This window comes from Ruegeria sp. YTSB088 (assembly GCF_059609825.1).
The window spans coordinates 1-23,867 of record NZ_JBXWMM010000011.1; the positions used below are offsets into that span (position 1 = coordinate 1).

20 protein-coding genes are annotated in these 23,867 nt (G+C 57.7%); 10 read left to right on the forward strand and 10 right to left on the reverse strand.

From position 1 onward, the window contains the following. Nucleotides 1-223 precede the first annotated feature (223 nt). Nucleotides 224-1,030 carry an NAD kinase gene (locus AC2FFA_RS16815; RefSeq protein ID WP_117869562.1) on the forward strand — a complete coding sequence of 269 codons (807 nt, stop codon included), beginning with the start codon at nt 224-226 and terminating at the stop codon, nt 1,028-1,030. Nucleotides 1,031-1,277: 247 nt separating this feature from the next. Here AC2FFA_RS16815 and AC2FFA_RS16820 read toward each other — a convergent pair whose 3' ends face one another. The 3 genes from AC2FFA_RS16820 to AC2FFA_RS16830 form a co-directional block, all read right to left on the reverse strand. Further along, nucleotides 1,278-2,720 (reverse strand): amidase family protein, encoded by a 1,443-nt coding sequence (locus AC2FFA_RS16820; protein ID WP_496852477.1) that lies wholly within the window; start codon nt 2,718-2,720, stop codon nt 1,278-1,280. An 89-nt stretch (nt 2,721-2,809) separates the two neighbouring features. Then, nucleotides 2,810-4,699, reverse strand: a complete 1,890-nt coding sequence (prpE, locus tag AC2FFA_RS16825) for a propionate-CoA ligase PrpE (protein WP_496852478.1) — start codon at nt 4,697-4,699, stop codon at nt 2,810-2,812. A 360-nt stretch (nt 4,700-5,059) separates the two neighbouring features. Beyond that, nucleotides 5,060-7,333: an NADP-dependent malic enzyme gene (locus tag AC2FFA_RS16830; RefSeq protein ID WP_496852479.1), complete on the reverse strand. Its 2,274-nt coding sequence runs from the start codon at nt 7,331-7,333 to the stop codon at nt 5,060-5,062. 185 nt (nt 7,334-7,518) lie between these two features. Here AC2FFA_RS16830 and AC2FFA_RS16835 point away from each other — a divergent pair, with 185 nt between their 5' ends. The 7 genes from AC2FFA_RS16835 to upp all read left to right on the forward strand — a co-directional run bounded on the left by AC2FFA_RS16835 (nt 7,519) and on the right by upp (nt 13,906). After that, nucleotides 7,519-8,223 carry a hypothetical protein gene (locus tag AC2FFA_RS16835; protein WP_117869557.1) on the forward strand — a complete coding sequence of 235 codons (705 nt, stop codon included), beginning with the start codon at nt 7,519-7,521 and terminating at the stop codon, nt 8,221-8,223. Continuing rightward, on the forward strand, nt 8,186-9,289 hold the full coding sequence (locus AC2FFA_RS16840; protein WP_496852480.1) for a cupin domain-containing protein: 1,104 nt from the start codon (nt 8,186-8,188) through the stop codon (nt 9,287-9,289). Before AC2FFA_RS16835 ends, AC2FFA_RS16840 begins: the two co-directional genes overlap by 38 nt. 71 nt (nt 9,290-9,360) lie before the next feature. Beyond that, nucleotides 9,361-9,774 carry a cytidine deaminase gene (locus AC2FFA_RS16845; protein ID WP_256369674.1) on the forward strand — a complete coding sequence of 138 codons (414 nt, stop codon included), beginning with the start codon at nt 9,361-9,363 and terminating at the stop codon, nt 9,772-9,774. A gap of 4 nt (nt 9,775-9,778) precedes the next feature. Continuing rightward, nucleotides 9,779-11,086 carry a thymidine phosphorylase gene (locus AC2FFA_RS16850; protein WP_496852564.1) on the forward strand — a complete coding sequence of 436 codons (1,308 nt, stop codon included), beginning with the start codon at nt 9,779-9,781 and terminating at the stop codon, nt 11,084-11,086. Next, a complete protein-coding gene (locus AC2FFA_RS16855) occupies nt 11,083-12,294 on the forward strand; it encodes a phosphopentomutase (protein ID WP_496852481.1) in 1,212 nt (403 codons plus the stop codon). The genes AC2FFA_RS16850 and AC2FFA_RS16855 overlap by 4 nt, the downstream gene beginning before the upstream one ends. After that, on the forward strand, nt 12,291-13,277 hold the full coding sequence (locus AC2FFA_RS16860; RefSeq protein WP_496674725.1) for an adenosine deaminase: 987 nt from the start codon (nt 12,291-12,293) through the stop codon (nt 13,275-13,277). The genes AC2FFA_RS16855 and AC2FFA_RS16860 overlap by 4 nt, the downstream gene beginning before the upstream one ends. Next, nucleotides 13,274-13,906 (forward strand): uracil phosphoribosyltransferase, encoded by a 633-nt coding sequence (gene upp / locus AC2FFA_RS16865; protein WP_117869551.1) that lies wholly within the window; start codon nt 13,274-13,276, stop codon nt 13,904-13,906. The genes AC2FFA_RS16860 and upp overlap by 4 nt, the downstream gene beginning before the upstream one ends. 6 nt (nt 13,907-13,912) lie before the next feature. Here the strand turns inward: upp and AC2FFA_RS16870 are convergent, their stop codons facing one another. Next, nucleotides 13,913-14,926: a hypothetical protein gene (locus AC2FFA_RS16870; RefSeq protein ID WP_496852482.1), complete on the reverse strand. Its 1,014-nt coding sequence runs from the start codon at nt 14,924-14,926 to the stop codon at nt 13,913-13,915. 147 nt (nt 14,927-15,073) lie between these two features. Here AC2FFA_RS16870 and AC2FFA_RS16875 point away from each other — a divergent pair, with 147 nt between their 5' ends. Both AC2FFA_RS16875 and AC2FFA_RS16880 read left to right on the forward strand, forming a co-directional pair. Next, complete coding sequence (locus AC2FFA_RS16875; RefSeq protein WP_496852483.1) at nt 15,074-16,009, forward strand: DMT family transporter; 936 nt, start codon at nt 15,074-15,076, stop codon at nt 16,007-16,009. Between the two features lie 284 nt (nt 16,010-16,293). Further along, nucleotides 16,294-17,067 (forward strand): Hint domain-containing protein, encoded by a 774-nt coding sequence (locus AC2FFA_RS16880; RefSeq protein WP_299901626.1) that lies wholly within the window; start codon nt 16,294-16,296, stop codon nt 17,065-17,067. A 56-nt stretch (nt 17,068-17,123) separates the two neighbouring features. Here AC2FFA_RS16880 and AC2FFA_RS16885 read toward each other — a convergent pair whose 3' ends face one another. The 6 genes from AC2FFA_RS16885 to AC2FFA_RS16910 all read right to left on the reverse strand — a co-directional run bounded on the left by AC2FFA_RS16885 (nt 17,124) and on the right by AC2FFA_RS16910 (nt 23,850). Next, complete coding sequence (locus AC2FFA_RS16885) at nt 17,124-19,325, reverse strand: 3-hydroxyacyl-CoA dehydrogenase NAD-binding domain-containing protein (protein WP_496852484.1); 2,202 nt, start codon at nt 19,323-19,325, stop codon at nt 17,124-17,126. Further along, nucleotides 19,318-19,806, reverse strand: coding sequence for a cupin domain-containing protein (locus AC2FFA_RS16890; RefSeq protein WP_496852485.1), 489 nt, complete (start codon nt 19,804-19,806; stop codon nt 19,318-19,320). Before AC2FFA_RS16890 ends, AC2FFA_RS16885 begins: the two co-directional genes overlap by 8 nt. Continuing rightward, nucleotides 19,806-21,017, reverse strand: a complete 1,212-nt coding sequence (locus tag AC2FFA_RS16895; RefSeq protein WP_117869546.1) for an acetyl-CoA C-acetyltransferase — start codon at nt 21,015-21,017, stop codon at nt 19,806-19,808. The genes AC2FFA_RS16890 and AC2FFA_RS16895 overlap by 1 nt, the downstream gene beginning before the upstream one ends. 11 nt (nt 21,018-21,028) lie before the next feature. Continuing rightward, nucleotides 21,029-21,667, reverse strand: coding sequence for a glutathione S-transferase family protein (locus AC2FFA_RS16900; RefSeq protein ID WP_496852486.1), 639 nt, complete (start codon nt 21,665-21,667; stop codon nt 21,029-21,031). A 133-nt stretch (nt 21,668-21,800) separates the two neighbouring features. Next, complete coding sequence (locus AC2FFA_RS16905) at nt 21,801-22,013, reverse strand: hypothetical protein (protein WP_117869544.1); 213 nt, start codon at nt 22,011-22,013, stop codon at nt 21,801-21,803. Nucleotides 22,014-22,068: 55 nt separating this feature from the next. Further along, entirely contained in the window at nt 22,069-23,850 is a 1,782-nt protein-coding gene (locus AC2FFA_RS16910; RefSeq protein WP_496852487.1) for an acyl-CoA dehydrogenase C-terminal domain-containing protein, read from the reverse strand. Between the last annotated feature and the right edge of the window lie 17 nt (nt 23,851-23,867).

The window sequence follows — 23,867 nt, forward strand, 5'->3', positions numbered from 1 at the left end:
GCTGACGACCCAGTTCCGACGTGATCGAGCCAAAAAGCTCAGGATCACGATCAGCAAGGGACTGGGTGAAAAATCCGGTGTCACGAAGATTGGCGTTCATGGGCGCTCCACATGGCTGGGTAAAATTCTTGCGGATTTCCTATCGGAAACGCCACATTTGCAAAAGGCTTAAAGCGACGATTTGGCCCGCTACGGCGTCAAGACTGGCCTATCGGGGAAAGGTATGTTTGTTTCGGAACCAAATGTGCAGCACCGGAAACCGGAAAACATGAAAAAAAGAATCGCCTTTCTTGCCAGTGAGGTCAAAGTGGCGCAAACAGCCCGTGACACTCTGGTGGCCAAACACGGCAATGCCGCTCCTCGCGACGCAGATGTTGTGGTTGCTCTTGGAGGGGACGGCTTCATGTTGCACACCCTGCACAACATGCAGCATCTCGATACACCGGTTTATGGTATGAACCGCGGCACGATCGGGTTCCTGATGAACGAGTACCACGAAGACGACCTTATGGCACGGCTGGAGGAAGCCGAAGAAGAGGTGATTAATCCATTGGCAATGCGGGCGATGGATCAGTCCGGAAAATTACACGAGGCGCTGGCGATCAACGAAGTATCGCTGTTGCGCGCTGGGCCACAGGCTGCTCGTTTGAAGATCAGTGTTGATGGCCGCGAGCGCATGGATGAACTTGTCTGCGATGGAGCTCTGCTGTCTACTGCGGCGGGGTCAACGGCATATAATTACTCGGCGCACGGGCCTATTCTGCCGATCGGCTCGGACGTTCTCGCGTTGACACCAATCGCCGCATTTCGCCCCCGCCGATGGCGTGGTGCCTTGCTGCCTAAAATCGCAAAGGTGCGGTTTGATGTGCTGGATGCGGACAAGCGACCTGTTATCGTTGCGGCTGATTCCATAGCCTTCCCAGACGTTGATTGGGTCGAGATCCGATCCGAGCCAGCGATCTCACATCGCATTCTTTTCGATCCGGGACACGGGTTGGAGGAGCGGCTGATATCCGAGCAATTCACTTAAATTTACGTTTCTGCGAGCTTTTTTGAGCCTGTGTGAAGCAGTTCACAGGGGATTCGCTCACAATTGGATAGTGTGAACTTGCTCGGAGAACACGCCAAGGTGGGAGTGAGTGGCCACCTGAAAGGCGTTTTCGAATGATTGCGCAGATTTTGCGCTGGCGAGGGTGGGTGGTGCTACGCTCGTCATCAGAAATCCGGGCTTATTTTAGCAGTCGGGCCCCGGGTACAATGTCCCGGGGTCTATTTTTTCAGCCACCCTGCAACTCTGTCTTTTCCCATAACGGCAGGCACATTTGCCCCACGCGTGCTTCGATGGCCGCGGCCGCATCCACCGCTAGATCTTCGCGCCAGCGCTGAGCGGCAATCTGAACATTGATCGGCTGAGGACCCTTCGACAATTCAGCCAGTCGGGCCGGGACACATGCCGCAGGCAGGCCTAAAAAGTTCATCGCATAAGAATATACGGCGCACCCCAGAACCTCGTGCACACCTTCAGCGCCTTCGGTGTCCCGGTCGGGTTTGAAGAACGGTTGTGGCAGGAAAGGCGACAGTACCAAAGGGAAATCCTGCAGAAACAGGGACCAATTGCGCGCGTAGTGGCTTCGTTTGGCCAGCATCTGGATCATCTCGGTTTCGACAATTGGCGGGAATTCCTGAAAATAGACCTCAAAGATATTCTGAATGGTTTTGGAACCAGCGGCTTCGATATCTGATTTCATGAGCGTCAGCACTTCGCCCATCAGCGTACGATAACCGATCCGACCACATTCAAAAACATCAGGCTGGTCAACCTCTTCCACAACATAGCCCGCATCAACCAGCGCCTCTCGTGCCGTGTCGAGCGCTTTCTCGACCTCGGGGTGCAAGTCATAGCCGAATGTGTTTTTTGTAAAGGCCACTTTGACTGGTGCGTTGAGGTCAGGACCACGCCAGGGCATTGGCACGTGAAACGGGTCACGCGCGTCTGCGGCGATCAGGCTGGGCATGGACAGATGCAGGTCGGCAGCCGACCGGGTTAACAGGCCCTGAACGGACATCGATTGCGCCAGCAAGCCGCGTTCGGCTTTCTGGCTTGGGTTCCACGCCGGGACACGCCCCAGCCCGGGTTTCACTGTCACGGCTCCGTTGGCTGCTGCGGGAAAGCGCAGGCTGCCGCCGATATCGTTGCCGTGGGCCAACGCGCCGATTCCGGCGATGACCGCGACGCCAGCCCCGCCGGAAGAGCCGCCGGGAGAGATATGCCGCCCCCAGGGGTTGTGCGTACGCCCATAAAGCGGGTTGTCCGTGTCGGCGCGGAACGAGAACTCGGGCGTGTTGGTCCGCCCGATAACAATTGCCCCGGCCTTTTGCAGATTGCTCACAACCGGGGCGTCATCCGGTGCCATTACATCTTTCAGAGCAACAACACCGTTGGTTGTGGCATGGCCTTTTTGGTCAACATTCACCTTGATCGTGACCGGCACGCCATGCAGCGGCCCCGTCGGTTGGCCGTTCGCCCGCGCATGGTCCAAGGCCTTGGCACGTTCCAACGCCTCGGCGCGCAGGTCTTCCACCACTGCATTCAGGTCGGGGTTGACCGCATCCATTCGCTCGATCGAGGCCTGAACCGCCTCGGTCGCACTCAGGTCCCCGCGTCTTGTCAGGGTGGCCAGATCAGTGGCGCTGAGACGCCAGATATCGGTTTGTGTCATGGGTCCTCACTGTCTTAATGCGACAGTAGGGAGGCTGCTTCCGGTTGCAAGAGAAGACACGACAAAGGGCGGCTTGCGCCGCCCTCAAGTTACTTGGCGTAACCGATTGTCTGTAAGGCTTCTTTGATTTCGTCAAGAATGGCAGGGTCGTCGATTGTTGCAGGCATTTTATAGTTTTGGCCGTCCGCAATCGACACCATCGTACCACGCAGGATTTTACCTGAACGGGTCTTTGGCAATCTGTCGACGACCACAGCCAGCTTGAAGGCCGCCACCGGGCCGATCTTTTCCCGAACCATTTTGACGACTTCCTGAACCACGTCGGTATGATCCCGGTTTGCGCCGGCATTCAGGCACAGGAACCCAACGGGCATCTGACCCTTTAGCTGATCCGATACACCGATCACCGCGCATTCGGCCACATCCGGGTGAGCGGCAAGCACTTCTTCCATCCCGCCGGTCGACAGGCGGTGACCCGCGACGTTGATGACATCATCGGTGCGGGCCATGATGTAAAGGTATCCGTCCTCGTCGATCATTCCGGCGTCGCCGGTTTCATAATACCCGGGGAAGTGCTCCAGATAGGATTTCTTGAACCGCTCCTCGGCGTTCCACAGGGTCGGCAGGGTGCCCGGAGGCAGCGGCAGCTTGACAGCGATGGCCCCGAGTTCGCCGGCTTTCATGGGGTGACCACCTTCGTCCAGTATTTGTACGTCATAGCCCGGCATCGGTTTGGCAGGCGAACCCAGCTTGATCGGAAGCTCTTCGATGCCCAGCGGATTGCCGGCAATGGCCCAACCGGTTTCGGTTTGCCACCAATGGTCGATCACCGGAACCTTCAGCGCATCCTGTGCCCATATGATGGTATCAGGATCAGCGCGTTCGCCTGCCAGATACAGAGCCCGCAGATGAGACAGATCGTATTTGGCGATCAATTCGCCCTTTGGATCTTCACGTTTGACGGCGCGGATCGCTGTGGGCGCGGTGAAGAAGCTTTTGACCTTATGCTCGGAGATTACGCGCCAGAAGGTGCCCGCATCAGGGGTGCCGACCGGTTTGCCTTCGAACACAATCGTCGTGTTCCCGTGGATCAGGGGTGCGTAGCAGATGTAGGAGTGCCCAACGACCCAACCCACATCGGACGCCGCCCAGAATACATCACCCGGATCGACGTTATAGATGTTCTTCATACTCCAGTTCAGCGCCACCAGATGCCCGGCAGTTGGGCGCACGACTCCCTTGGGCGCCCCGGTGGTGCCCGAAGTGTAGAGGATATACGCCGGATCGTCTCCGTCGACGGGGACACATTCTGCTGGTTCAACGCCGTACTGGAACCCGTGCCAGTTGTAGTCACGCCCTTCGATCAGCTGAGCAACTTCTTGTTCGCGCTGGAAGATGACGCAGAAATCCGGCTTGTGTTCAGCAAGTTCAATGGCGCCGTCCAGAAGCGGCTTGTAGTGCACCACCCGCCCAGGCTCCATTCCGCAGGACGCGGCTATGATCGCTTTGGGTTTGGCGTCATCGATACGGACCGCCAATTCGTTGCTGGCAAATCCACCAAACACCACGGAATGCACAGCGCCCAGACGTGCGCAGGCCAGCATCGCCTCAAGCGCTTCGGGGATCATCGGCATGTAGATGATAACGCGGTCACCTTTCTCGATACCTTTTGCCCGCAGCGCACCGGCAAGATTGGCCACGCGGTTGCGCAGTTCAACATATGAAATCTCGCGCTTGGTGTGGGTGATCGGGCTGTCATAGATGATTGCGGTTTGTTCGCCGCGCCCGTTTTCCACGTGGCGGTCCACGGCGTTCCAGCAGGTATTGACCCGTGCGTCGCTGAACCATTCGTACAAGGGCGCATTGTCGTCGAACAGCGCTTTGCTGGGTTCCCTGACCCAATCGATTCCCTTGGCGGCGTCCATCCAGAACGCCTCGGGGTCCTTCTTCCAGCTGTCATAAACGTCCTGATACGCCATCTCGTCCTCCTCACAACGACTTGGTCTTTGTGTTAGGACCCAGAAAACTCTCGGGCAAGCGCGTCAAATGACGACGCGTCAGTTTATCGCAAAATATTTGCAGGAAATCGCACAATAGCTTGCAAATTTTTGCAAACCTCTTTTCCAGCATTGAATTTTCTGCGCCGAAAATGCCATTTTGCAAACTTGCAAATTCGGCAGTGCAAAAGATCATGCGAGAGGCGACTCGGCGCAACGCCAATTCGCCACTCATCCGCTATCGTCACCACGGAGGTGAAACGACATATAGCAGCCAAGGTGTGAGTGTTTTATTAACCGCACCCCCGCGAGGATTGCGGTTCACGTCGACAGGAGACCAGCTTACCCGTAATGCGCCACCGGGGTCCCCGCTATGGCAGCCATGTTCAGCAATCCGCGTGCGGTAATGGACGGGGTGACGATATGCGCTTTGTTGCCCATTCCCATCAGAATGGGTCCGACTTCGATCCCGTCCGCTTTCATTTTCAGAATATTTCTCACGCCGCTGGCTGCGTCCGCATGGGCAAAGATCAGCACATTTGCCGCTCCCTGAAGGCGTGATCCCGGAAAGATCCGCTCGCGAAGGTCCGCATCAAGGGCGGCATCCAGGTTCATTTCCCCTTCATAGATAAAGTCGCGTGGTTTCTGGTCCAGAATTTCCAATGCGGCGCGCAGGCGTTTTCCGGAACCTTCTGCCTGATTGCCGAATTGCGACTGCGAACAGAATGCGATCTTGGGCTCAAGCCCAAATCGACGAACATGCCGTGCCGCGCCAATGGTCGATTCGGCCAACTCCTCCGGTGTCGGCAGTTGCCGAACGTGCGTATCGGCTATGAACAAGGGGCCGTCTTCCAATATCATCAGTGACAAAGCGCCGTGCGGGCGCAGGTCGCCGTCGGCCAGCACCTGTTCAACATAGTTCAGATGCCAGCGATATTCGCCAAACGTGCCGCAGATCATACTGTCAGCTTCGCCTCGATGCACCATGATCGCGCCGATGGCGGTCGTATTTGTGCGCATGATTGCCTTGGCCAGGTCAGGCGTCACACCTCGGCGCTGCATGAGCTGATGATACGAGTTCCAGTAGTCGTAATAACGCGGATCGTTTTCCGGGTTCACGATCTGGCAATCTGTGCCCGGGCGAATGGTCAGGCCTAGCTTTTCGCAACGGGATTCGATTACTTCGGGTCGCCCGATCAGGATCGGCGTTTCTGTTGTTTCCTCAAGAATGGCCTGTGCAGCCCGCAGCACCCTTTCGTCTTCGCCCTCGGCAAAAACGATGCGACGGGATGCGACAGCCGCAGCCTCGAACACGGGGCGCATCAAAAGGGCCGACTTGAAGACAGTCTGGTTGAGCTTTTCCTTGTAGGCCTCAAGGTCCTCAATGGGGCGCTTTGCGACGCCGCTTTCCATGGCTGCCTTGGCAACCGAAGACGAGACGACGCCCACTAGACGCGGGTCAAAGGGTTTCGGGATCAGGTAATCCGGCCCAAAGGTCAGTTGTTCGCCCTTATAGGCGGCTGCGGCTTCGGCGCTTGTCGTCGCGCGGGCCATATCCGCAATGCCGTCAACGCAGGCAATCTGCATCGCATCATTGATCTCGGTCGCGCCCACATCCAGAGCCCCCCGGAAGATAAACGGGAAACACAACACGTTGTTGACCTGATTGGGGAAATCGCTGCGCCCCGTGGCGATGATCGCGTTCGGGGCAACCTCACGCGCGGCCTGTGGCAAAATTTCAGGCGTTGGGTTGGCCAGTGCAAAGATGATTGGACGATTGGCCATTTTCTTGACCATTTCGGGCTTCAGGACATTCGGGCCGCTAAGGCCCAGAAACAGATCTGCATCGCCGATTACATCATCCAGAGTACGCAAGTCTGTTTTCTGCGCGAACTGCGACTTATGCGGGTTCATATCCTCGGCACGCCCCTCGTAGACGAGCCCGTGAATATCGCACAGCCAGATGTTTTCCTGTTTCACACCCAGCTTCACAAGCATGTTCAGGCACGCAATCCCGGCAGCCCCGCCACCGGTTGATACGACCTTGATGTCTGCAAATGTCTTTCCGGCTACATGCAGAGCATTCTTCGCAGCGGCCCCCACGACAATGGCCGTTCCGTGCTGATCGTCGTGGAAAACGGGAATGTTCATGCGTTCGCGGCACAGCTTTTCGACTATGAAACAATCTGGCGCCTTGATGTCTTCCAGGTTGATGGCCCCGAATGTCGGCTCCAGCGCGCAGACGATATCCGCCAGCTTTTCCGGATCGGGCTGATCGACTTCGATATCAAAACAGTCAATGCCTGCGAACTTTTTGAACAGGACGGCTTTGCCTTCCATCACCGGTTTCGAGGCCAGCGCCCCGATATTGCCTAAACCAAGAACCGCAGTGCCGTTGGACACCACGGCGACAAGGTTGCCGCGCGCCGTATACTTTTCAGCGTTCGCAGCGTCGGCTTTGATTTCAAGGCTGGCCTCGGCAACGCCGGGCGAATAGGCGCGCGCCAGATCGCGACCATTTGCCATCGGTTTCGTGGCCTTGATCTCAAGTTTTCCAGGTTTCGGATGGGCGTGATAGTCAAGCGCGGCCTGTCGCAGGCTGGGGGTGTCAGACATTGGAGATTCAGTTCCCTCTGAGAATTTGATTTAACATTAAACTATTCGTCCGAGCTTGGCTACGTTGCGTAATTTTGCCGACGTCTCGCAGTTGCGAACCGGAATTGGGTTGAATTTTGACACATTTTTTTTACATCTAGGTAACTTTGCGAAACGAACAAACACTCAGGCAAGACGAAGCAGTAATGACTTTCAAGGCAAATGATCAGGTCGATGGCCTGTCCTCTGGTCCTGTGGCGGATACTGGAGTTGCGCGGCTGACCATATGGTTTGCGGTGCTGTCGGGTGTTGTGCTTCTTGGTGCTGTTGGCATCTGGCCAGAACAGGCACTGGTTTTCAATCAGGAAGGCGGATTGTTTGAAACAATTTCCGCGGCGTGTTTGTTTGCAGCGGGTGTGGCGGCTTTGTGGCGATACCCGGGTGTCACCCGGCTGTATATCGGGCTGACATTCCTATTGTTGGCCGAGCGTGAGCTTGAGGAAAGCGTTTACCCTGAAGGCAGTTTGCCGTTCCTGATCCTTGACGGTCTGGATGCCGTGCTGGACGTCACTGTGGTCAGGGTCCTGCTGGCCTGCGTTGTTCTGAGCGGCGTCATCTGGCATGGGATCCCGACGGGATGGCGTGCTATCAAGCAACGCGCGTCTTTTATGATCGTGTTCATAGTGGCCGGCTGTCTTGCCGTCATCGCCCAACTTCTCGAAGAATTCACCGGGCTGCACAGCGACGCTTTGTCGTCAGTTATGAAAACGCGCCTTTTCGTGATGGAAGAAACGCTCGAGATGTTCTTTTCGATTGGCATTTTGGCCTCTGTTCTGATCGGATGGCCAAAATCGAAATCTGATGAGACATCTCATGACAAAGACATCCGAGCCTTCCCGGACCCAAGCTGAATTTCGTTTGCCTACCCAGGAAATTCGAAACGACATCCCCTTTTATACCAAGGTGTTGGGGATGCAGATGGACATGATCTATCCCGCAGACGATCCGCGCGTCGCAGTGTTTTCAGGGCACGGTCTGCGGCTGCGGATCGAAAAAGACGCGCCCGAAGGTCCGGGAGCATTGCGCATCCTGACAGATGACCCGGAAAGCTTTGCAGATGGCCAACGCGTTCTTGTCGCGCCGAATGGGACCCGGATCGAAATCGAAGAGCGAAATCCGCCGCTGGTGATGCCTGAAACAGTTCATTCCTTCGTGGTGCGCAGGCTTAAGGATCAGGCACCCTGGATCATCGGCCGGGCTGGGATGCACTATCGCGATCTGGTGCCAGACCGTTTGGGCGGATCGATCATCGCAAGCCACATCCGTATCCCGGACGGTGGTCCGGTGCCCGACATGGTGCATTTTCACAAAGTTGGGTTCCAACTGATATTCTGCATCCATGGCTGGGTGGATGTTGTCTACGAGGATCAGGGAGAGAAAATGCGCCTGAATGCAGGGGATTGCTTTATCCAGCCGCCGGAAATTCGTCACCGTGTACTCGAAGCGTCAGACAATGTTCAGGTCATCGAAATAGGGGTGCCAGCAGAACATGTCACGGAAATCGACCATGACATGCAGCTTCCAACGCCGCATTTTCGCCTGGAGCGCGAATGGCAAGGGCAACGCTTTGTCTATAACCAGGCCAAGGACGCTGAATGGGTACCGTTCCGTCTTCCGGGTTACATCTGCCGCGACACGACAATTGCCGAGAACACCAAAGGGGTCGCAGGGGTCCAGGTCGTCCGCAAAGGGCAGGGCGATACCGAATGGGCCAGCCACGATACGGACATTCACTTTACCTTCGTGATGGACGGAGCGGTCACGCTGGAAGGCGAAGGGCGCGAGCCCTACCGGCTGGAGCAAGGAGACGCCTTTGTCATCCCGCCCGGGATGCGCACGCGGTTATCTGCCCCATCGGACGACATCGAGTTGCTGGAAGTCACCTTGCCCGGTACCTTCAACACAACACTGGGCTGACCGAAAAACATCGGCTGGGGGCTTCAACTTCTCCGCCTTTTTACTTTACGGTGCAATTTTCTGACCAGACGATCAAAAAATGGGGAATCGCCATGTCGCTCAAAGACGCTGCTTTGTCCGTCCGGGAAAATGCCTATGCGCCTTATTCGAATTTCAAGGTTGGCGCGGCGCTTCGATCCTCCTCGGGTCAGGTCTATTCCGGGTGTAACGTTGAGAATGTGGCATATCCCGAAGGCACCTGTGCTGAGGCCGGTGCAATCGCCTCGATGGTTGCTGCGGGCGAGCAGGAATTTACAGAGGTCTACGTGGTTGCCTCCAGCCCTCAGCCTGTGCCGCCCTGCGGTGGGTGCCGCCAGAAACTGGCCGAGTTTGGCAAGCGCGATGTGAAAGTTACTCTGGCAACCGTGGACGGTGCCGAATTTGAGACAACCATCGGGGATCTGTTGCCGGGTGCATTCGATGCTTCACACATGGAGGATGTCTGAACGCATGGATGCCCGCTCGATCATAGCAAAACTGCGCAGGCAGGAGGTGCCGGGTCGCGAGGAACTGATCTGGTTTGCGCAGGGACTTGCGGACGGAAGCGTCAGCGACGCGCAGGCCGGGGCTTTTGCCATGGCCGTCTGCATGGGCAGTTTGGGCGCTCAGGGGCGTGCGGATTTGACGATCGCGATGCGCGACAGTGGAGACGTACTGACTTGGGATGTGGACGGCCCGGTGATCGACAAGCACTCGACCGGAGGTGTCGGGGACAGTGTCAGCCTGGTTCTTGCCCCGGCGCTTGCGGAATGTGGGGCGTATGTCCCAATGATCTCGGGCCGGGGCCTGGGGCACACTGGTGGAACGCTTGACAAGCTTGAGGCTATCCCGGGGGTCAGCACTCAGATCGGGCAGGACCGTCTTGCGCAGATTCTGCGCGAAACCGGCGCCGCCATCGTCGGAGCGACGGGCCAGATCGCGCCGGCAGACAAGCGCCTTTATGCGGTGCGGGATGTGACCGCGACAGTTGAGAGCCTGGACCTGATCACAGCGTCGATCCTGTCCAAAAAGCTGGCCGCCGGCCCGGACGCGCTGGTTCTTGACGTCAAGGTCGGCAGCGGCGCTTTCATGAAAACGATGGAAGATGCCCGCAAATTGGCCACCGCATTGACCGAGACCGCAAACGCAGCAGGGTGTCGCACGTCGGCGGTGATCACTGACATGAATCAGCCATTGGCCCCGGCGTTGGGGAATGCTTTGGAGATCGCTGAGGTGATGAAAGTCCTGACCGGCTCGGATATGTCACCTTTGGCAGACATTTCTGCCGAGCTGGGGGGCGTCTTGCTGACCGATGCAGGAATGTGCGGTTCGGTCGATGAGGGACGTGATAAAATCTTTGAAATCATCCGTGACGGACGCGCCGCAGAGCGATTTGGGCGCATGATGGCAGCGGTTGGTGGCCCCGTTCAGTTCGTCGAGACCTGGGCTCGGTTCCTTCCTGAGGCGAATGTCATCCAAGAGGTTCCGGCGCCGCGGGACGGCTTCATTTCTGCTATCGATGGCGAAGCTCTGGGTCTTGCCGTGGTTGCGCTGGGCGGTGGCCGTCAGGTCGAAAGTGATGAGATCGATCCTGCCGTCGGAATATCCAATATTCTCCGGCTGGGGGATCGTGTGACCAAAGGTTCACCGATTGCCGTGATCCACGCTGCTCGGGAAGATGCCGCGCGCCGAGCCACAGAAACCGTGCTGAGCGCGATTGAGATCAGCGATACGACTCCGATGCTTCCGGATCTGATCCACGAAAGGATTAGCGTATGAGCCGTGCATTTCTCGTCGTCATGGATTCCGTTGGAATAGGCGGTGCGCCTGATGCCGATCGTTTTTTCAATGGGGACGTCCCGGATAGTGGGGCAAATACGCTGGCTCATATCGCGCAGGCTTGTGCCGAAGGGCGGGCCGAAGACGGTCGCTCGGGCCCTTTGAGCCTGCCGAACCTCGACGCGCTGGGTTTGGGTGCGGCTGCGCGACTGGCGTCTGGGGACGCAACCCCCGGATTGGACGCCAAACCCGTTGGGCTGTGGGGCTGCGCGCGCGAGCATTCGCCCGGCAAAGACACGCCCTCGGGCCACTGGGAACTGGCAGGTCTGCCGGTACCCTGGGAATGGCACTATTTCACGGATACGGTTCCAGCTTTTCCTGCGGACCTGAGCCGGGCAGCGGCCCGGGCCGCCGGGACCGAAGGCATCCTTGGCGATTGCCATGCCTCGGGCACGGCGATCATCGCTGAATTAGGTGCCGAGCATATGCGAACCGGCTGGCCGATCTGCTACACCTCAGCCGACAGTGTGTTTCAGATCGCAGCCCATGAAGAGAGTTTCGGGCTGGACCGTTTGCTGGGTATGTGCCGCGCACTTGCACCGCGCTTGCACGGGATGAAAGTGGGCCGTGTCATTGCGCGCCCCTTTGTCGGCACGCCAGAGGCGGGATTTGAACGGACAACCAACCGCAAGGATTTCGCCATTCAGCCACCCGCTCCGGTTCTGACCAATTGGGTGCAGGATGCCGGGCGGAAGGTGCACGCGGTGGGCAAGATCGGCGACATCTTTTCCATGCAGGGTATCGACACGCTGCGCAAAGGGTCGGACGCTGAACTCATGCGGCACCTTTCAGATCTGGTGGATGACGCCGAAGAGGGCAGCCTGACTTTCGCCAATTTTGTTGAATTCGACAGTCTTTATGGCCACCGTCGGGATATCAGCGGCTATGCCCGAGCATTAGAATGGTTCGACCGGGAGATCGGTGAGATTCTGGCCAGGCTCCGCCCCGGCGACCTGTTGGTGTTGACCGCCGATCATGGCAATGATCCCAGCTGGACCGGGACAGATCACACACGTGAACAAGTACCGGTTCTGATTTCCGGGTCTGGCACGGGGCAGATCGGCCAGGTGGACTTTGCCGACATTGCCGCCAGCATCGCCCATCACCTGAACATTCCGGCGCAAGGGCCGGGAAGGAATTTTCTATGAGCGTCGCCGACCTGCCGAAAATAGAACTGCACCTGCATCACGAAGGCGCCGCGCCACCGGCATTCATCCGCCAGCTTGCGCATGAGAAGCGGGTGGACCTGAGCGGTATCTTTAAGTCCGACGGTTCTTATGATTTTCGCGATTTCGCGCATTTCCTGAATGTGTATGAGGCCGCCTGCGAAGTCCTGAAAACGCCTGAAGACTTCCGGCGGCTGACATTGGCCATTCTCGAAGAAAGCGCCCGGAACGGCGTGGTCTATTCGGAAACCTTCCTCAGCCCGGACTTTTGCGGGGGTGGTGATCTGCACGCGTGGCAGGACTATCTGAATGCCATTCAGGACGCTGCGGATGAAGCCGAACGCAAGTTCGACATAACCCTGCGGGGTGTCATCACATGTGTCCGCCATTTTGGCCCCGAGCAAGCCAAGCGGAGCGCCTATTGTGCAGCAGAAACAGCGGGCGACTGGATTACCGGTTTTGGCATGGGGGGAAATGAATCCGTTGGCACACAGGTTGATTTCAAATGGGCTTTCGACTGCGCGCGCGAAGCCGGGCTTCGCCTGACGACACATGCCGGTGAGTTCGGAGGCCCTGAAAGCGTGCGTGATGCTGTGCGCGATCTGGGGGTCGAGCGCATCGGGCACGGTGTTCGCGCCCTCGAGGATCCGGACCTTGTTCGCGAACTGGTCGACCGGGAAATCACTCTTGAGGTCTGTCCTGGATCGAATGTGGTTCTGGGGCTTTTCCCCGATTTTGCGGCCCACCCGATTGCGAACTTGCGCGATGCAGGCGTGAAGGTAACGGTATCCACAGACGATCCCCCGTTTTTTCACACGACCATGCGACGGGAATATGAGATGTTGAACGCAGCCTTCGGCTGGGAGGCCGAAGATTTTGCGGCCCTGAATCAGACCGCCCTGGAAGCGGCCTTTTGCGATGATGATACCCGCGCGCGGGTCAACAAAAGACTGGAGAACACATGAGCGAACATCTGACCGTCGTCGATCACCCGCTGGTGCAACACAAACTGACGCTCATGCGGGACAAGGGTACCTCGACCGCCGGGTTCCGGCAGTTGCTGCGCGAAATAACGTTGTTGTTGGCCTATGAGGTCACGCGCGAAATTCCGTTAACCACGCGCCATATCGAAACGCCGATGGAAGAAATGGATGCCCCCATTCTTGCGGGCAAGAAAATGGCGCTGGTGTCGATCCTGCGTGCCGGAAACGGGATGCTGGATGGGGTGTTGGAATTGGTTCCTTCTGCGCGCGTCGGTTTTGTCGGTCTGTATCGCGACGAAGAAACGCTAAAGCCCGTGCAGTATTACTTCAAAGCACCCGAGAGCCTGAAAGACCGTTTGGTTATCGCGGTGGATCCGATGCTGGCCACTGGCAACAGCTCGGCTGCGGCCGTTGACCTGCTGAAAGAGGCGGGGGCGACGGATATCCGCTTTCTCTGTCTGTTGGCCGCGCCGGAAGGGGTCGCGCGTATGAAAGAGGCGCACCCGGATGTACATATCGTCACTGCTGCACTGGACCGCGAGCTGAACTCGAAAGGCTATATCATGCCGGGTCTGGGCGATGCAGGCGACCGGATGTTTGGAACCAAGTAACCCGGATTATTCGCCGCATATGTTTTGCAGCCGGACCCAATCGCGGTCCGGCAACACCTGTTCCAGGGTTCGGCCGACCATGGGATCAGCCTCAATCAGACCCAGTACTGATTCACCGGTAATGTCCTGAGCATAGGCGTAAGGGGTAGAGGGCAGGGCGCTTTGTGAGAACATCGCCAACAAGTCTTCGTCCGGAAGGGATGGTCGGGGCTGCGAAAGGACCTGTTCGGTATACGTGTCAATGATCTCAGGGGTCAGTTCCCCGGTCGTCAACAACCGAAAGGCCGAGGATGCCCCGGTTCTGTCCAGCAGATCATCCAGCGGGTCGTTGAGCGCCGTACGCGCGCGCTCTGCGATAATGTAACCTGCTGCGACGGCAGGGTCTTCATGGTCTTCTACCAGGGCACGATTTAACAGAACGGTGCCACCGGGCAGGCTGAGGCTGTCCTGAACACCTGCGGGCAGAATAATGATCTGCCGGACGCCTGCACGGTGGGCCAACTGATTCAGCGAAGCCTGCGCATCCACAGACGTGCAGGCCGGTCCCGAGACGCGCTCGATCCGACGCAAAATCGTGTCTCCGATCTCCTGTCGTTTGACCTCGGGCACGACCGAGACAACGTGGTTTCGCAAAGCACCGGGGAACCAGAACAACAATACCGCCAGAACCGCTGCCACAACGCCTCCGACGCTCATCCAGCGCAAACGGCCGGGACGGGGACGAGAGCGTTCGATGGCACGTTGCAGCCGATCGATCGCTTCGAGCATCGTGGTTTCGGATTCTCCCAGTTCCAGTGTCTCATCCGGATCACCATCGGGGTTGAAAACAGCCGGAAAGGCACCGGGATTCTGCCGTTCCAGCGCCGCCAAGGACCAATGAGTCAAAGCCCTGTCATTGAAATCGGAAATTGTCAGGGTTGCTTTGCCAATCGATACCACAACTTCGCGCCGCTGTTCATCGGGCGAAGAGCGCCACAGACCGGTGGCTTCGATCCGCTGGTACTTTTTCAGGGCCGTCATCTGGTTGAGGTCTGCTCGAAATTGTTTTGCCGCAGCTTAGCATGGCAAAATCCCCGGGCGCAAACCTGTTGCGCAGGCATTCAGATTTGTGCTGGATACCCGTCAGGAAAAAGATCGCCGATCTTTGATCGCAACAGAGGCGCGAAAATGCAGGCAGACACGTCCACCGCCCCGGTGCTGGCTTCGGCCCTGATGGTAGCTGCGATGGCAATTATCGGCGTGATCGACAACGTTGTGATCCTGCTGGCCGAGACGGTCGGGCTGTGGCAATTCCATTTTATGCGGGCACTGTTGATGCTGCCGCTGATTGTTGGCCTTTCCTTTCTGGGGCTGGGTGGGCTGAGGCCGCATCGGTGGGGACCTGTCATCTTACGCAGTTTGTTGATCACAACGGCTATGTTTTTCTATTTTGCGTCTCTGTCGATGATGCCGATTGCGCAAGCCCTGGCAGGGTTGTTCACCTCCCCGATTTTCGTGCTGTTGATTTCGTCCATTGCGCTCAGACAAAAGATAGGGCCGTGGCGCATTCTGGCTGTACTGATCGGTTTTTCGGGCACTCTTCTGGTTTTGCAGCCAAACCCGGTCGAATTTGATATGCGTTCGGTTTTCCCGATTGCCGCTGGTTTTTTCTATGCCTTGAGTTCGATCATGACGCGGACATATTGCGCGCGTGAAAGCACGGTTGCGATGCTGGCGGCCATGGTCATTACCCTTGGCCTGTCAGGGGCCGTGGGGGTTATCTTGTTCACGGTCTCGCCTGTTGCCACGCTGGACGGGCCCGAAGGCTTTGTCACGCGGGGCTGGGTCTGGGGCGTGGGGTCCGCATTGCAATGGATTTCAATTCAGGCAGTCGGGTCGACAATTGCGGTCTTCATGCTCATCAAAGCCTATCAGGTAGGCGAGACCTCTTACGTGGCCGTGTTCGAGTATTCGGTGATGATCTTCGGGCCGCTCTTTGCATTTGTCGCACTGGGTCAAACCCTCGATCTGATGCAGGTGTCCGGGATCGTCCTGATCGCGACAGCAGGGGTTTTGCTGGGCTGGCGGGCCAAACGGTCATCCACCCAGCAAGAACTTGCCTGACGCGTGCAATACCGCACTCTGTCAACGGTTTTAAAACGCTGCAATCTGAATAAGCGACTTCATTTCGTCTGATCGGGGGCAGGTGGATTCGAACGATCACAACATGGTGCCCGTTTCGAAAATGGCACAAAAGCCGGTTTGTGGCCTGTCAGTGTTTACGGGATCTCTACAAAAATATGTTGAGACGGCCCAAATTGGGCATAAATATGTCTGAAATAAGACAGCCTCGATTTTTGATGTTAGCTGTTTGGCATAGTGAGTTTGTGCCAAAGGGGGTTAGGCACGTGTCTGAAGTTACGAGTATTTCTGTATATCTTGATCAGTCGTCCGAAACTGATCCATCCAGTTTGAACCACGCCGTGAATGCGCGCCGTGGCGGATTTTTGAACGGCACGAAGATTGCGACAACCAGCGGGTGGAAACCGGTGGAACGCATTGCAGTTGGCGATCTGGTCCGAACACTGGATCACGGGTTCAAAGAGGTGCGCCGCATCTCGACCAGCGTCGTGGTCATTCCTGCCGAAGAGCGCCGTTCGGAGTATTTGCCGGTTTTTGTACCTGCACGCGCCGCATATAACGGGCGTCCCGTCTGGCTGATGCCCGAGCAGGGCATTGCTCTGAACCTGACACGGTCTGATTTCAGGGCCAGCGTGTGTTCCGTAGTGTCCGCACGATTGCTGAACGGCGTGGGTCGGTTTATGTCGCAGGCACCGGGATCGTCGTTTGAGGTCCGTTCCCTGTTTTTCGACGAAGATCAGGTGATCTTTGTTGAAGGCGGCCTGCAGGCTTACTGCCCTTCCGGCCTATTCAACATGCGCGGCACGGCCAGCGGGCCTGGTTACGATGTCGCTGATGAAGAGACCGGTACAGAACTGGTCAACTTGATTGCAAGCAGGGGCGATATGTCAGCCCTTGCCAACCCATTGGGTGCCCTGCCTGCACCCATTCCACAGGAACCGATATTTCCGATCCGTCCGCCCTCTGGGGTCAGGCGACCGGGTCGACCGGGGCGTCCAAACGCGCCGGTGCTGTTTCTGCGGCCCGAATGGCAGATCTAACCAAACACTGACAAAAAAGAGGCAGGCGCGTGATCTCACGCGCCTGCATCACTGTTTCAGGCAGCCTTTGCTTCGGGGTTGAAGCGCCCGTAGAAGGTTTGACCCTTCTCGGCCATCTCACGCAGCAGCGACGGGCAGGCAAAGCGTTCGCCATATTTCTCGGCCAGCTGATCACATCGTTCGGCCGCATAGGGCGTGCCGATGATGTCGAGCCAGCTGAGCGGACCACCGGACCACGGCGCAAAGCCCCAGCCCAGAATGGCGCCCACATCGCCCTCACGGATGTCTTCCAGCACGCCTTCTTCCAGCGCCCGGACCGCTTCCAGAACCTGCGCGAACATCAGACGCTCCTGTACTTCGATCAGGTCGGGCTGGTCTTTGGCAAGTGGATATTTTTCCTGAAGACCCTTCCAGTATTCGACGCGTTTGCCCTTTTCGTCATAGACGAAGAAGCCGGCATTCGCCTTGCGCCCCAGACGGCCCTGTTCTTCCATCCAGAAGATCAGATCGTCCGAGGGGCTTTCCGGATAGGCATTGCCCATGGCTGCCTTGGTCGCACGGGCGATCTTGGCACCCAGATCAATCGAGGTTTCGTCGGTCAGCTGTATCGGCCCCACCGGGAAGCCCAGCTGACGCGCCGCGTTGTCGATCAGCACAGGGTTTACACCCTCGGCGATCATCCGAACGCCTTCGTTGATGTACGGAATGATGCAGCGGTTGGCGTAGAAGAAGCGGGCATCGTTGACGACGATGGGTGTCTTGCGGATCTGGCGCACATAGTCCAGTGCCTTGGCCACCGCGCGATCACCGGTTTCCTTGCCCTTGATGATCTCGACCAGCAACATCTTCTCGACCGGCGAGAAGAAGTGGATGCCGATGAATTGCTCCGGACGCACGCTTGCCTTGGCCAGATCCGAGATCGGCAGGGTCGACGTGTTCGAGGCAAAGATGCAATCTTCCGGGATGATCGCCTCGACCTTTTTGGTCATCTCGGCCTTTACGCCAATGTCTTCAAACACGGCTTCAATAATCAGGTCACACCCTTTCAGATGGTCCAGATCCGGTGTCGCCGTGATGCGCGCCAGCATGGGCTCTTTCTTTTCAGCCGTGACCTTGCCGCGCTTGATACCCTTGTCCAGATAGGTTTCGGTATAAGCTTTGCCTTTGTCGGCCGCTTCCTGATCGCGGTCGATCAGAACGACTTCCATGCCAGCTTGGGCAGAAACCAGTGCAATACCGGCCCCCATCATGCCGGCGCCCAGAACGCCGATTTTCTTGACGCGCTGATCGGGCACACCTTTCGGACGGACCGCGCCTTTTTCAAGCGCTTCCTTGTTGAGGAACAGTGTCCGGATCATCGCCGACGAGGAGGGGTTCATCAGAACGTTGGTGAACCAGCGGGCTTCAATTTTCAAAGCGGTGTCAAAATCAACCAGCGCGCCCTCATAGATCGCGCTCAGAAGGGCTTTGGCCGCAGGGAAGGCGCCTTGAGTTTTTCCGTGAACCATGGCGCTTGCGCCCACGAAGGTCATGAATCCGGCAGGGTGGTAAGGCGCACCACCGGGCATCTTGTAGCCCTTCGCGTCCCAGGGTTTCACCAGATCAGCGTCCTTGGCATTCAGAACCCATTCTTTGGCTGCGGCAACCGGATCGTCTGCAACTGCATCGATCAACTGTGCGCCCTTGGCTTTGGCCGGGTCCATCATCTTGCCTTCAAGCAGTACGGGGGCCGCCGCCATTGCACCAACCATGCGGCTGTAACGGATGGTGCCACCTCCGCCGGGGAAGATGCCCAGCAGGATCTCAGGCAGACCGATCTTGGACTTTGGGCTGCTGGTCATAACTCGGTGATGACAGGCCAGTGCGATCTCGGTCCCGATCCCGGCGCAAGTTCCGTTGATCGCGCAGGCGATGGGTTTGCCGCCTTTCTTGGTCTTGGGGTCCATGCCCGCCAATTCCAGCTTGCGCAGGATGTGGTGCCCGCCCATGACGAAATCAAACAATGCCTGTGCGGGTTCGTCACCCGCTTCCTGACGGATAGTCGCCAGTGTGTTCAGGTCCATGCCGCCGGCAAAAGAGCCTTCCTTGCCCGAGGTGATGACAATACCTTTGATCTCGTCGTCGCTTAGGGCCTCATCAATCAGTTGGCTGACTTCTTGAAAAGCTTCGCGGGTCAGCACGTTCATGGATTTTCCCTGGGCGTCCCAGGTAACAAAGGCGACGCCGTCCGCGTCTTTGGTCAGAGTGAAATCAGTCATTGTCATCTCCAATCTGGTCAGCCGTCAGCGGGCTGCCGTCCTTGCGGGTGAAGGAGAAACCGTTCTCATCATCCTTCACCATCATGTCTATGTCGCTGTATAAGCCGGTCTCGGTCGGGGTTCGCGTGCCCACAACCAAAAAGGTTGCGGGCGCATCGGATTTGTTCACCAGATGATGGCCATTGGCCTCACCTGCGGGCCAAGCGGCGCAATCGCCGGGTAACATCACATGCTCACCATCGTCATCGATCAGCACGCAGGTGCCACTGAGCATGATGGCAAATTCGTCCTGCTCCATGTGGTAGTGGCGCAGCGAAGACAGGCCCTGCGGTTCAAGCCGAACGATGTTGACCCCGTATTGGGTCAGGCCGCCCGCATCCCCGATCCGCTGAATGAAACGACCCGCAGTCGCCTCGGCCAGCCTGCCGGGGTAGGACGAGCCGCCCTTGAACGGTATCTGTGAAAGATCCAGTTTGGGCATCAGACGCGCTCGATAATCGTTGCCGCACCCATGCCGGACGCAATGCAGAGCGTGGCCAGACCGGTTTCCTTGTCCTGACGCTCCAGTTCATCCAGCAAAGTGCCGATGATAATCGCACCGGTTGCGCCCAGCGGGTGTCCCATCGCGATCGAGCCGCCGTTGACATTGACCAGGGCGGGATCGACATCGAATGCCTGCTGGAACCGCAGCACGACCGAGGCAAAGGCTTCGTTGACCTCGAACAGGTCCAGATCGCTGATCTTCATGCCGTTGTCAGCTAGGATCTTCTCGGTCACAGGAACCGGGCCAGTCAGCATGATGGTCGGGTCGGTGCCGATCTTGGCGGTGGCCTTGATGCGGGCGCGCGGTTTCAGGCCATATTTCTCGCCGAATTCTTTGTTGCCGATCAAGACCGCAGCCGCACCATCCACGATGCCCGAGCTGTTGCCCGCGTGGTGGATGTGATTGATCCGCTCAAGATGCGGGTATTTCAACATTGCTACCTTGTCGAAGCCGGGCATCTGTTCGCCCATCATCTGGAAGGACGGGTTCAGTGCGCCAAGGCTTTGCATGTCGGTGCCGGGGCGCATGTATTCGTCACGGTCCAGAATGGGCAGGCCGTTCTGATCCTTGACGGTGATGACCGACTTTTCGAACCGGTTGTCGGCCCAAGCTTCGGCCGCGCGCTTTTGCGATTCAACCGCCAGAGCGTCTGCGTCATCGCGGCTGAACCCATATTCCGTCGCAATGATGTCGGCCGAGATACCCTGCGGCACGAAGTAGGTTTCCATCGCCAGAGAGGGGTCAACGGCAATCGCCGCGCCATCGCTGCCCATGGGAACACGACCCATCATCTCAACGCCACCTGCGATGTAAGCGTCGCCTGCGCCGCCTTTGACCTGGTTTGCCGCCAAATTCACTGCTTCCATTCCGCTCGCGCAGAAGCGGTTGATCGCCAGGCCGGGGATCGACTGGTCCAGATCCGAGGCCAGGACCGCCGAGCGTGCCAGACAGCCGCCTTGTTCCATCACCTGCGTGACGTTACCCCAGATCACGTCCTCGACGGCGTGCCCTTCAAGGTTGTTGCGTTCTTTCATCGCGTTCAGGGTCAGGGCGGACAGGCGCACCGAGGTTACCTCGTGCAGGCTGCCATCCTTGCGGCCCTTGCCGCGCGGCGTGCGCAGGGCGTCATAAATATATGCTTCGGTCATGGGTCTTCTCCTCAAGCTCGATCCGACGGGTTGCCGGGCATCAGGTCATAGGGGTGTTTCCAGCCGGGCTGCTCGGACAGGCGAGAAAGCCAGGCGTCGATATGGGGCCAGTCGGCACGATCAAAGCCGAAAGGTTCTGGGTAATAGAGATAGCCACAGCAGCTAAGGTCGGCGTTGGTCACGCCGTCACAAACGATCCAGTCTCGGCCTTCCAAATGCGCGTTCAGCACCTGATAGGCAGCCTTCAGGCGGCCCTGGTTGAAGGCGATCACATCCGGGTTGCGATGCTGTTCGGGCAGAAAGTTGATCAGGAACCGGGTCAGGCCCGCCATCGAGCTGAGCTTGTGATTGTCCCAAAGCACCCAGCGTAGAATGTCATAGTTCTCTTCCCGGTCCTTACCGCCGAACTTGCCGGACTTCTCAGTCACATAGGCCTGGATGGCGCCGGATTGGCTGGTACGAAAATCGCCGTCGATCAGAACAGGTACTTCGCCCATTTCATTCACTTCGGCGCGATACTCAGGCGTGCGGGTTACACCTTTGAAGAAGTCGACGAAGACCGGTTCCCACTCCAAACTGGACATTTCCAGTGCCAAAGCAGCCTTGTAGCTGTTCCCACTTTCTCCGAAGCAATGAAGTTTGATGGACATGTGCTCGCCCCTCCCAAGGCGCATGGTACGAAGTCGACATTCGCGTATTTCGAGAAAGACCAACCAATAGGCAGCGCCCTTGGAGTTCGTCTTTCTGAAAACACGCCCACCCGAGATCAGGTGGCTGGTTTTGTTAACGTTTCCGCGCCTCAAGCTCGGAATTGAAGATGCGTAGGCGGTGGGTCAGGTTCTCCTCATCAATTACACTGTTGAAATTCTCGAACAGAAACGAAAGTGCCTCGCCTTCGTCCAGGCCCGCCTCGCGCGCGAACGCTTTGAGCTTGCGGTACCCGTCCTCGGTCATTGCGATCGGAAAGCGGCGGGTTAGGCGAAAACGTTTCGGCATGTGGTTTCCTTCGAAAGGCTGGGTCCGGGCAATGTTACCCGAACCCAGACTGTGATCAGAAATTCGCAGCGTCCAGTACCATTACCGTGTCCGCGCCGGTCTGGATGCGTGCAAGATGCATCGCCGTGGCGGGCAGACGGCGGGCCATGTAGAAGCGGCCGGTGTCGATCTTGGTTTCGTAGAACGCTTTGTCCGACGCACCACCGTCCAAAGCCTCTTGTGCGGCCTTGGCCATCTGCGCCCACATCAGGCCCAGGCAAACATGGCCGAACATGTGCATGAAGTCATACGAACCGGAAAGAGCGTTGTTGGGGTTCTTCATGCCTTCCTGCATGAAGTACATGCCAGCGGCCTGAAGATCCTTTGACGCGGTTTTCAGCGGTTCGATGAAGGCCTTGTCATAGGCTTCATTCTTACCGGAGTTTTCCTTGCAGAAGGTTTTGACCATGTCGAAGAAGGCCATGACGTGCTTGCCGCCGTCCTGCGCCAGCTTGCGGCCCACCAGGTCGAGCGCCTGAACGCCGTTGGCGCCTTCGTAGATCATGGCGATCCGGGCGTCGCGGGTATATTGCGACATGCCCCATTCCTCGATGTAGCCATGGCCGCCATAGACCTGCTGGGCCTGAACGGTCATGTCATAGCCCTCGTCTGTAAGGAATCCTTTGATGACCGGGGTCAACAGCGAAATCAGGCCGTCGGCGTCCTTGTCGCCCGACCGGTGCGCCTTGTCGATCATCGTGGCACCCCACAGAATGAATGCGCGTGCACCTTCGGTGAAGCTTTTCTGGTCCATCAGGTTTCGCCGGATGTCAGGGTGAACGATCAGCGGATCGGCGGGGCCGTCCGGGTTCTTTGCGCCAGTAACATCGCGGCCTTGCAAGCGGTCCTTGGCGTATTCGACAGCATTTTGATACGCAGCTTCGGCCTGAGACAGGCCTTGCATGCCCACACCCAAACGCGCTTCGTTCATCATGGTGAACATGGCGCGCATGCCTTTGTGTTCTTCTCCCAACAGCCAGCCGGTGGCCTCGTCATAGTTCATGACGCAGGTCGAGTTTCCGTGGATGCCCATTTTCTCTTCGATCTTGCCGACCGAGACTCCGTTGCGCTCACCCAGGGAGCCGTCTTCGTTGACGATGAACTTGGGGACGATGAACAGCGAGACACCCTTGATACCCTCGGGGCCGCCGGGAATTTTTGCCAGCACCAGATGGATGATGTTGTCTGCCATGTCGTGATCGCCCGACGAGATAAAGATCTTTTGGCCGGTGATCTTGTAGCTGCAATCGCCCTGCGGCTCGGCCTTGGTGCGCATCAGGCCTAGATCGGTGCCGCAATGCGGCTCGGTCAGGTTCATGGTGCCTGTCCATTCACAGCTGACCATATTGGGCAGGTACGTGTTCTTCTGATCGTCCGTTCCGTGCGCCAGAATCGCCGAGGCAGCACCGTGCGTCAGGCCCTGGTACATTGTGAAAGCCTGGTTGGAGCCCGAGAACATCTCGCCCACGGCGGTCCCCAGCACATAGGGCATGTTCTGACCGCCATACTCTTCCGGCATGTCGAGGCCAGTCCAGCCACCTTCCTTCATCTGCTCGAAGGCGTTTTTGAACCCGGTCGGGGTGTACACAATGCCGTTTTCCAACCGGCATCCTTCGGTGTCGCCGACAACGTTCAGCGGATGCAGAACATTGGTGGCAACCTTGCCGGCTTCTTCCAGAACCGCGCCGGTAAACTCGGCTTCCAGTTCGTTGTAGCCGGAGATATCCGACTGCGAGACATTCAGTACGTTGTGCAGGATGAACTGCATGTCTTTGATTGGCGCGTTGTAAACGGGCATGTGAAGCTCCCTTAATT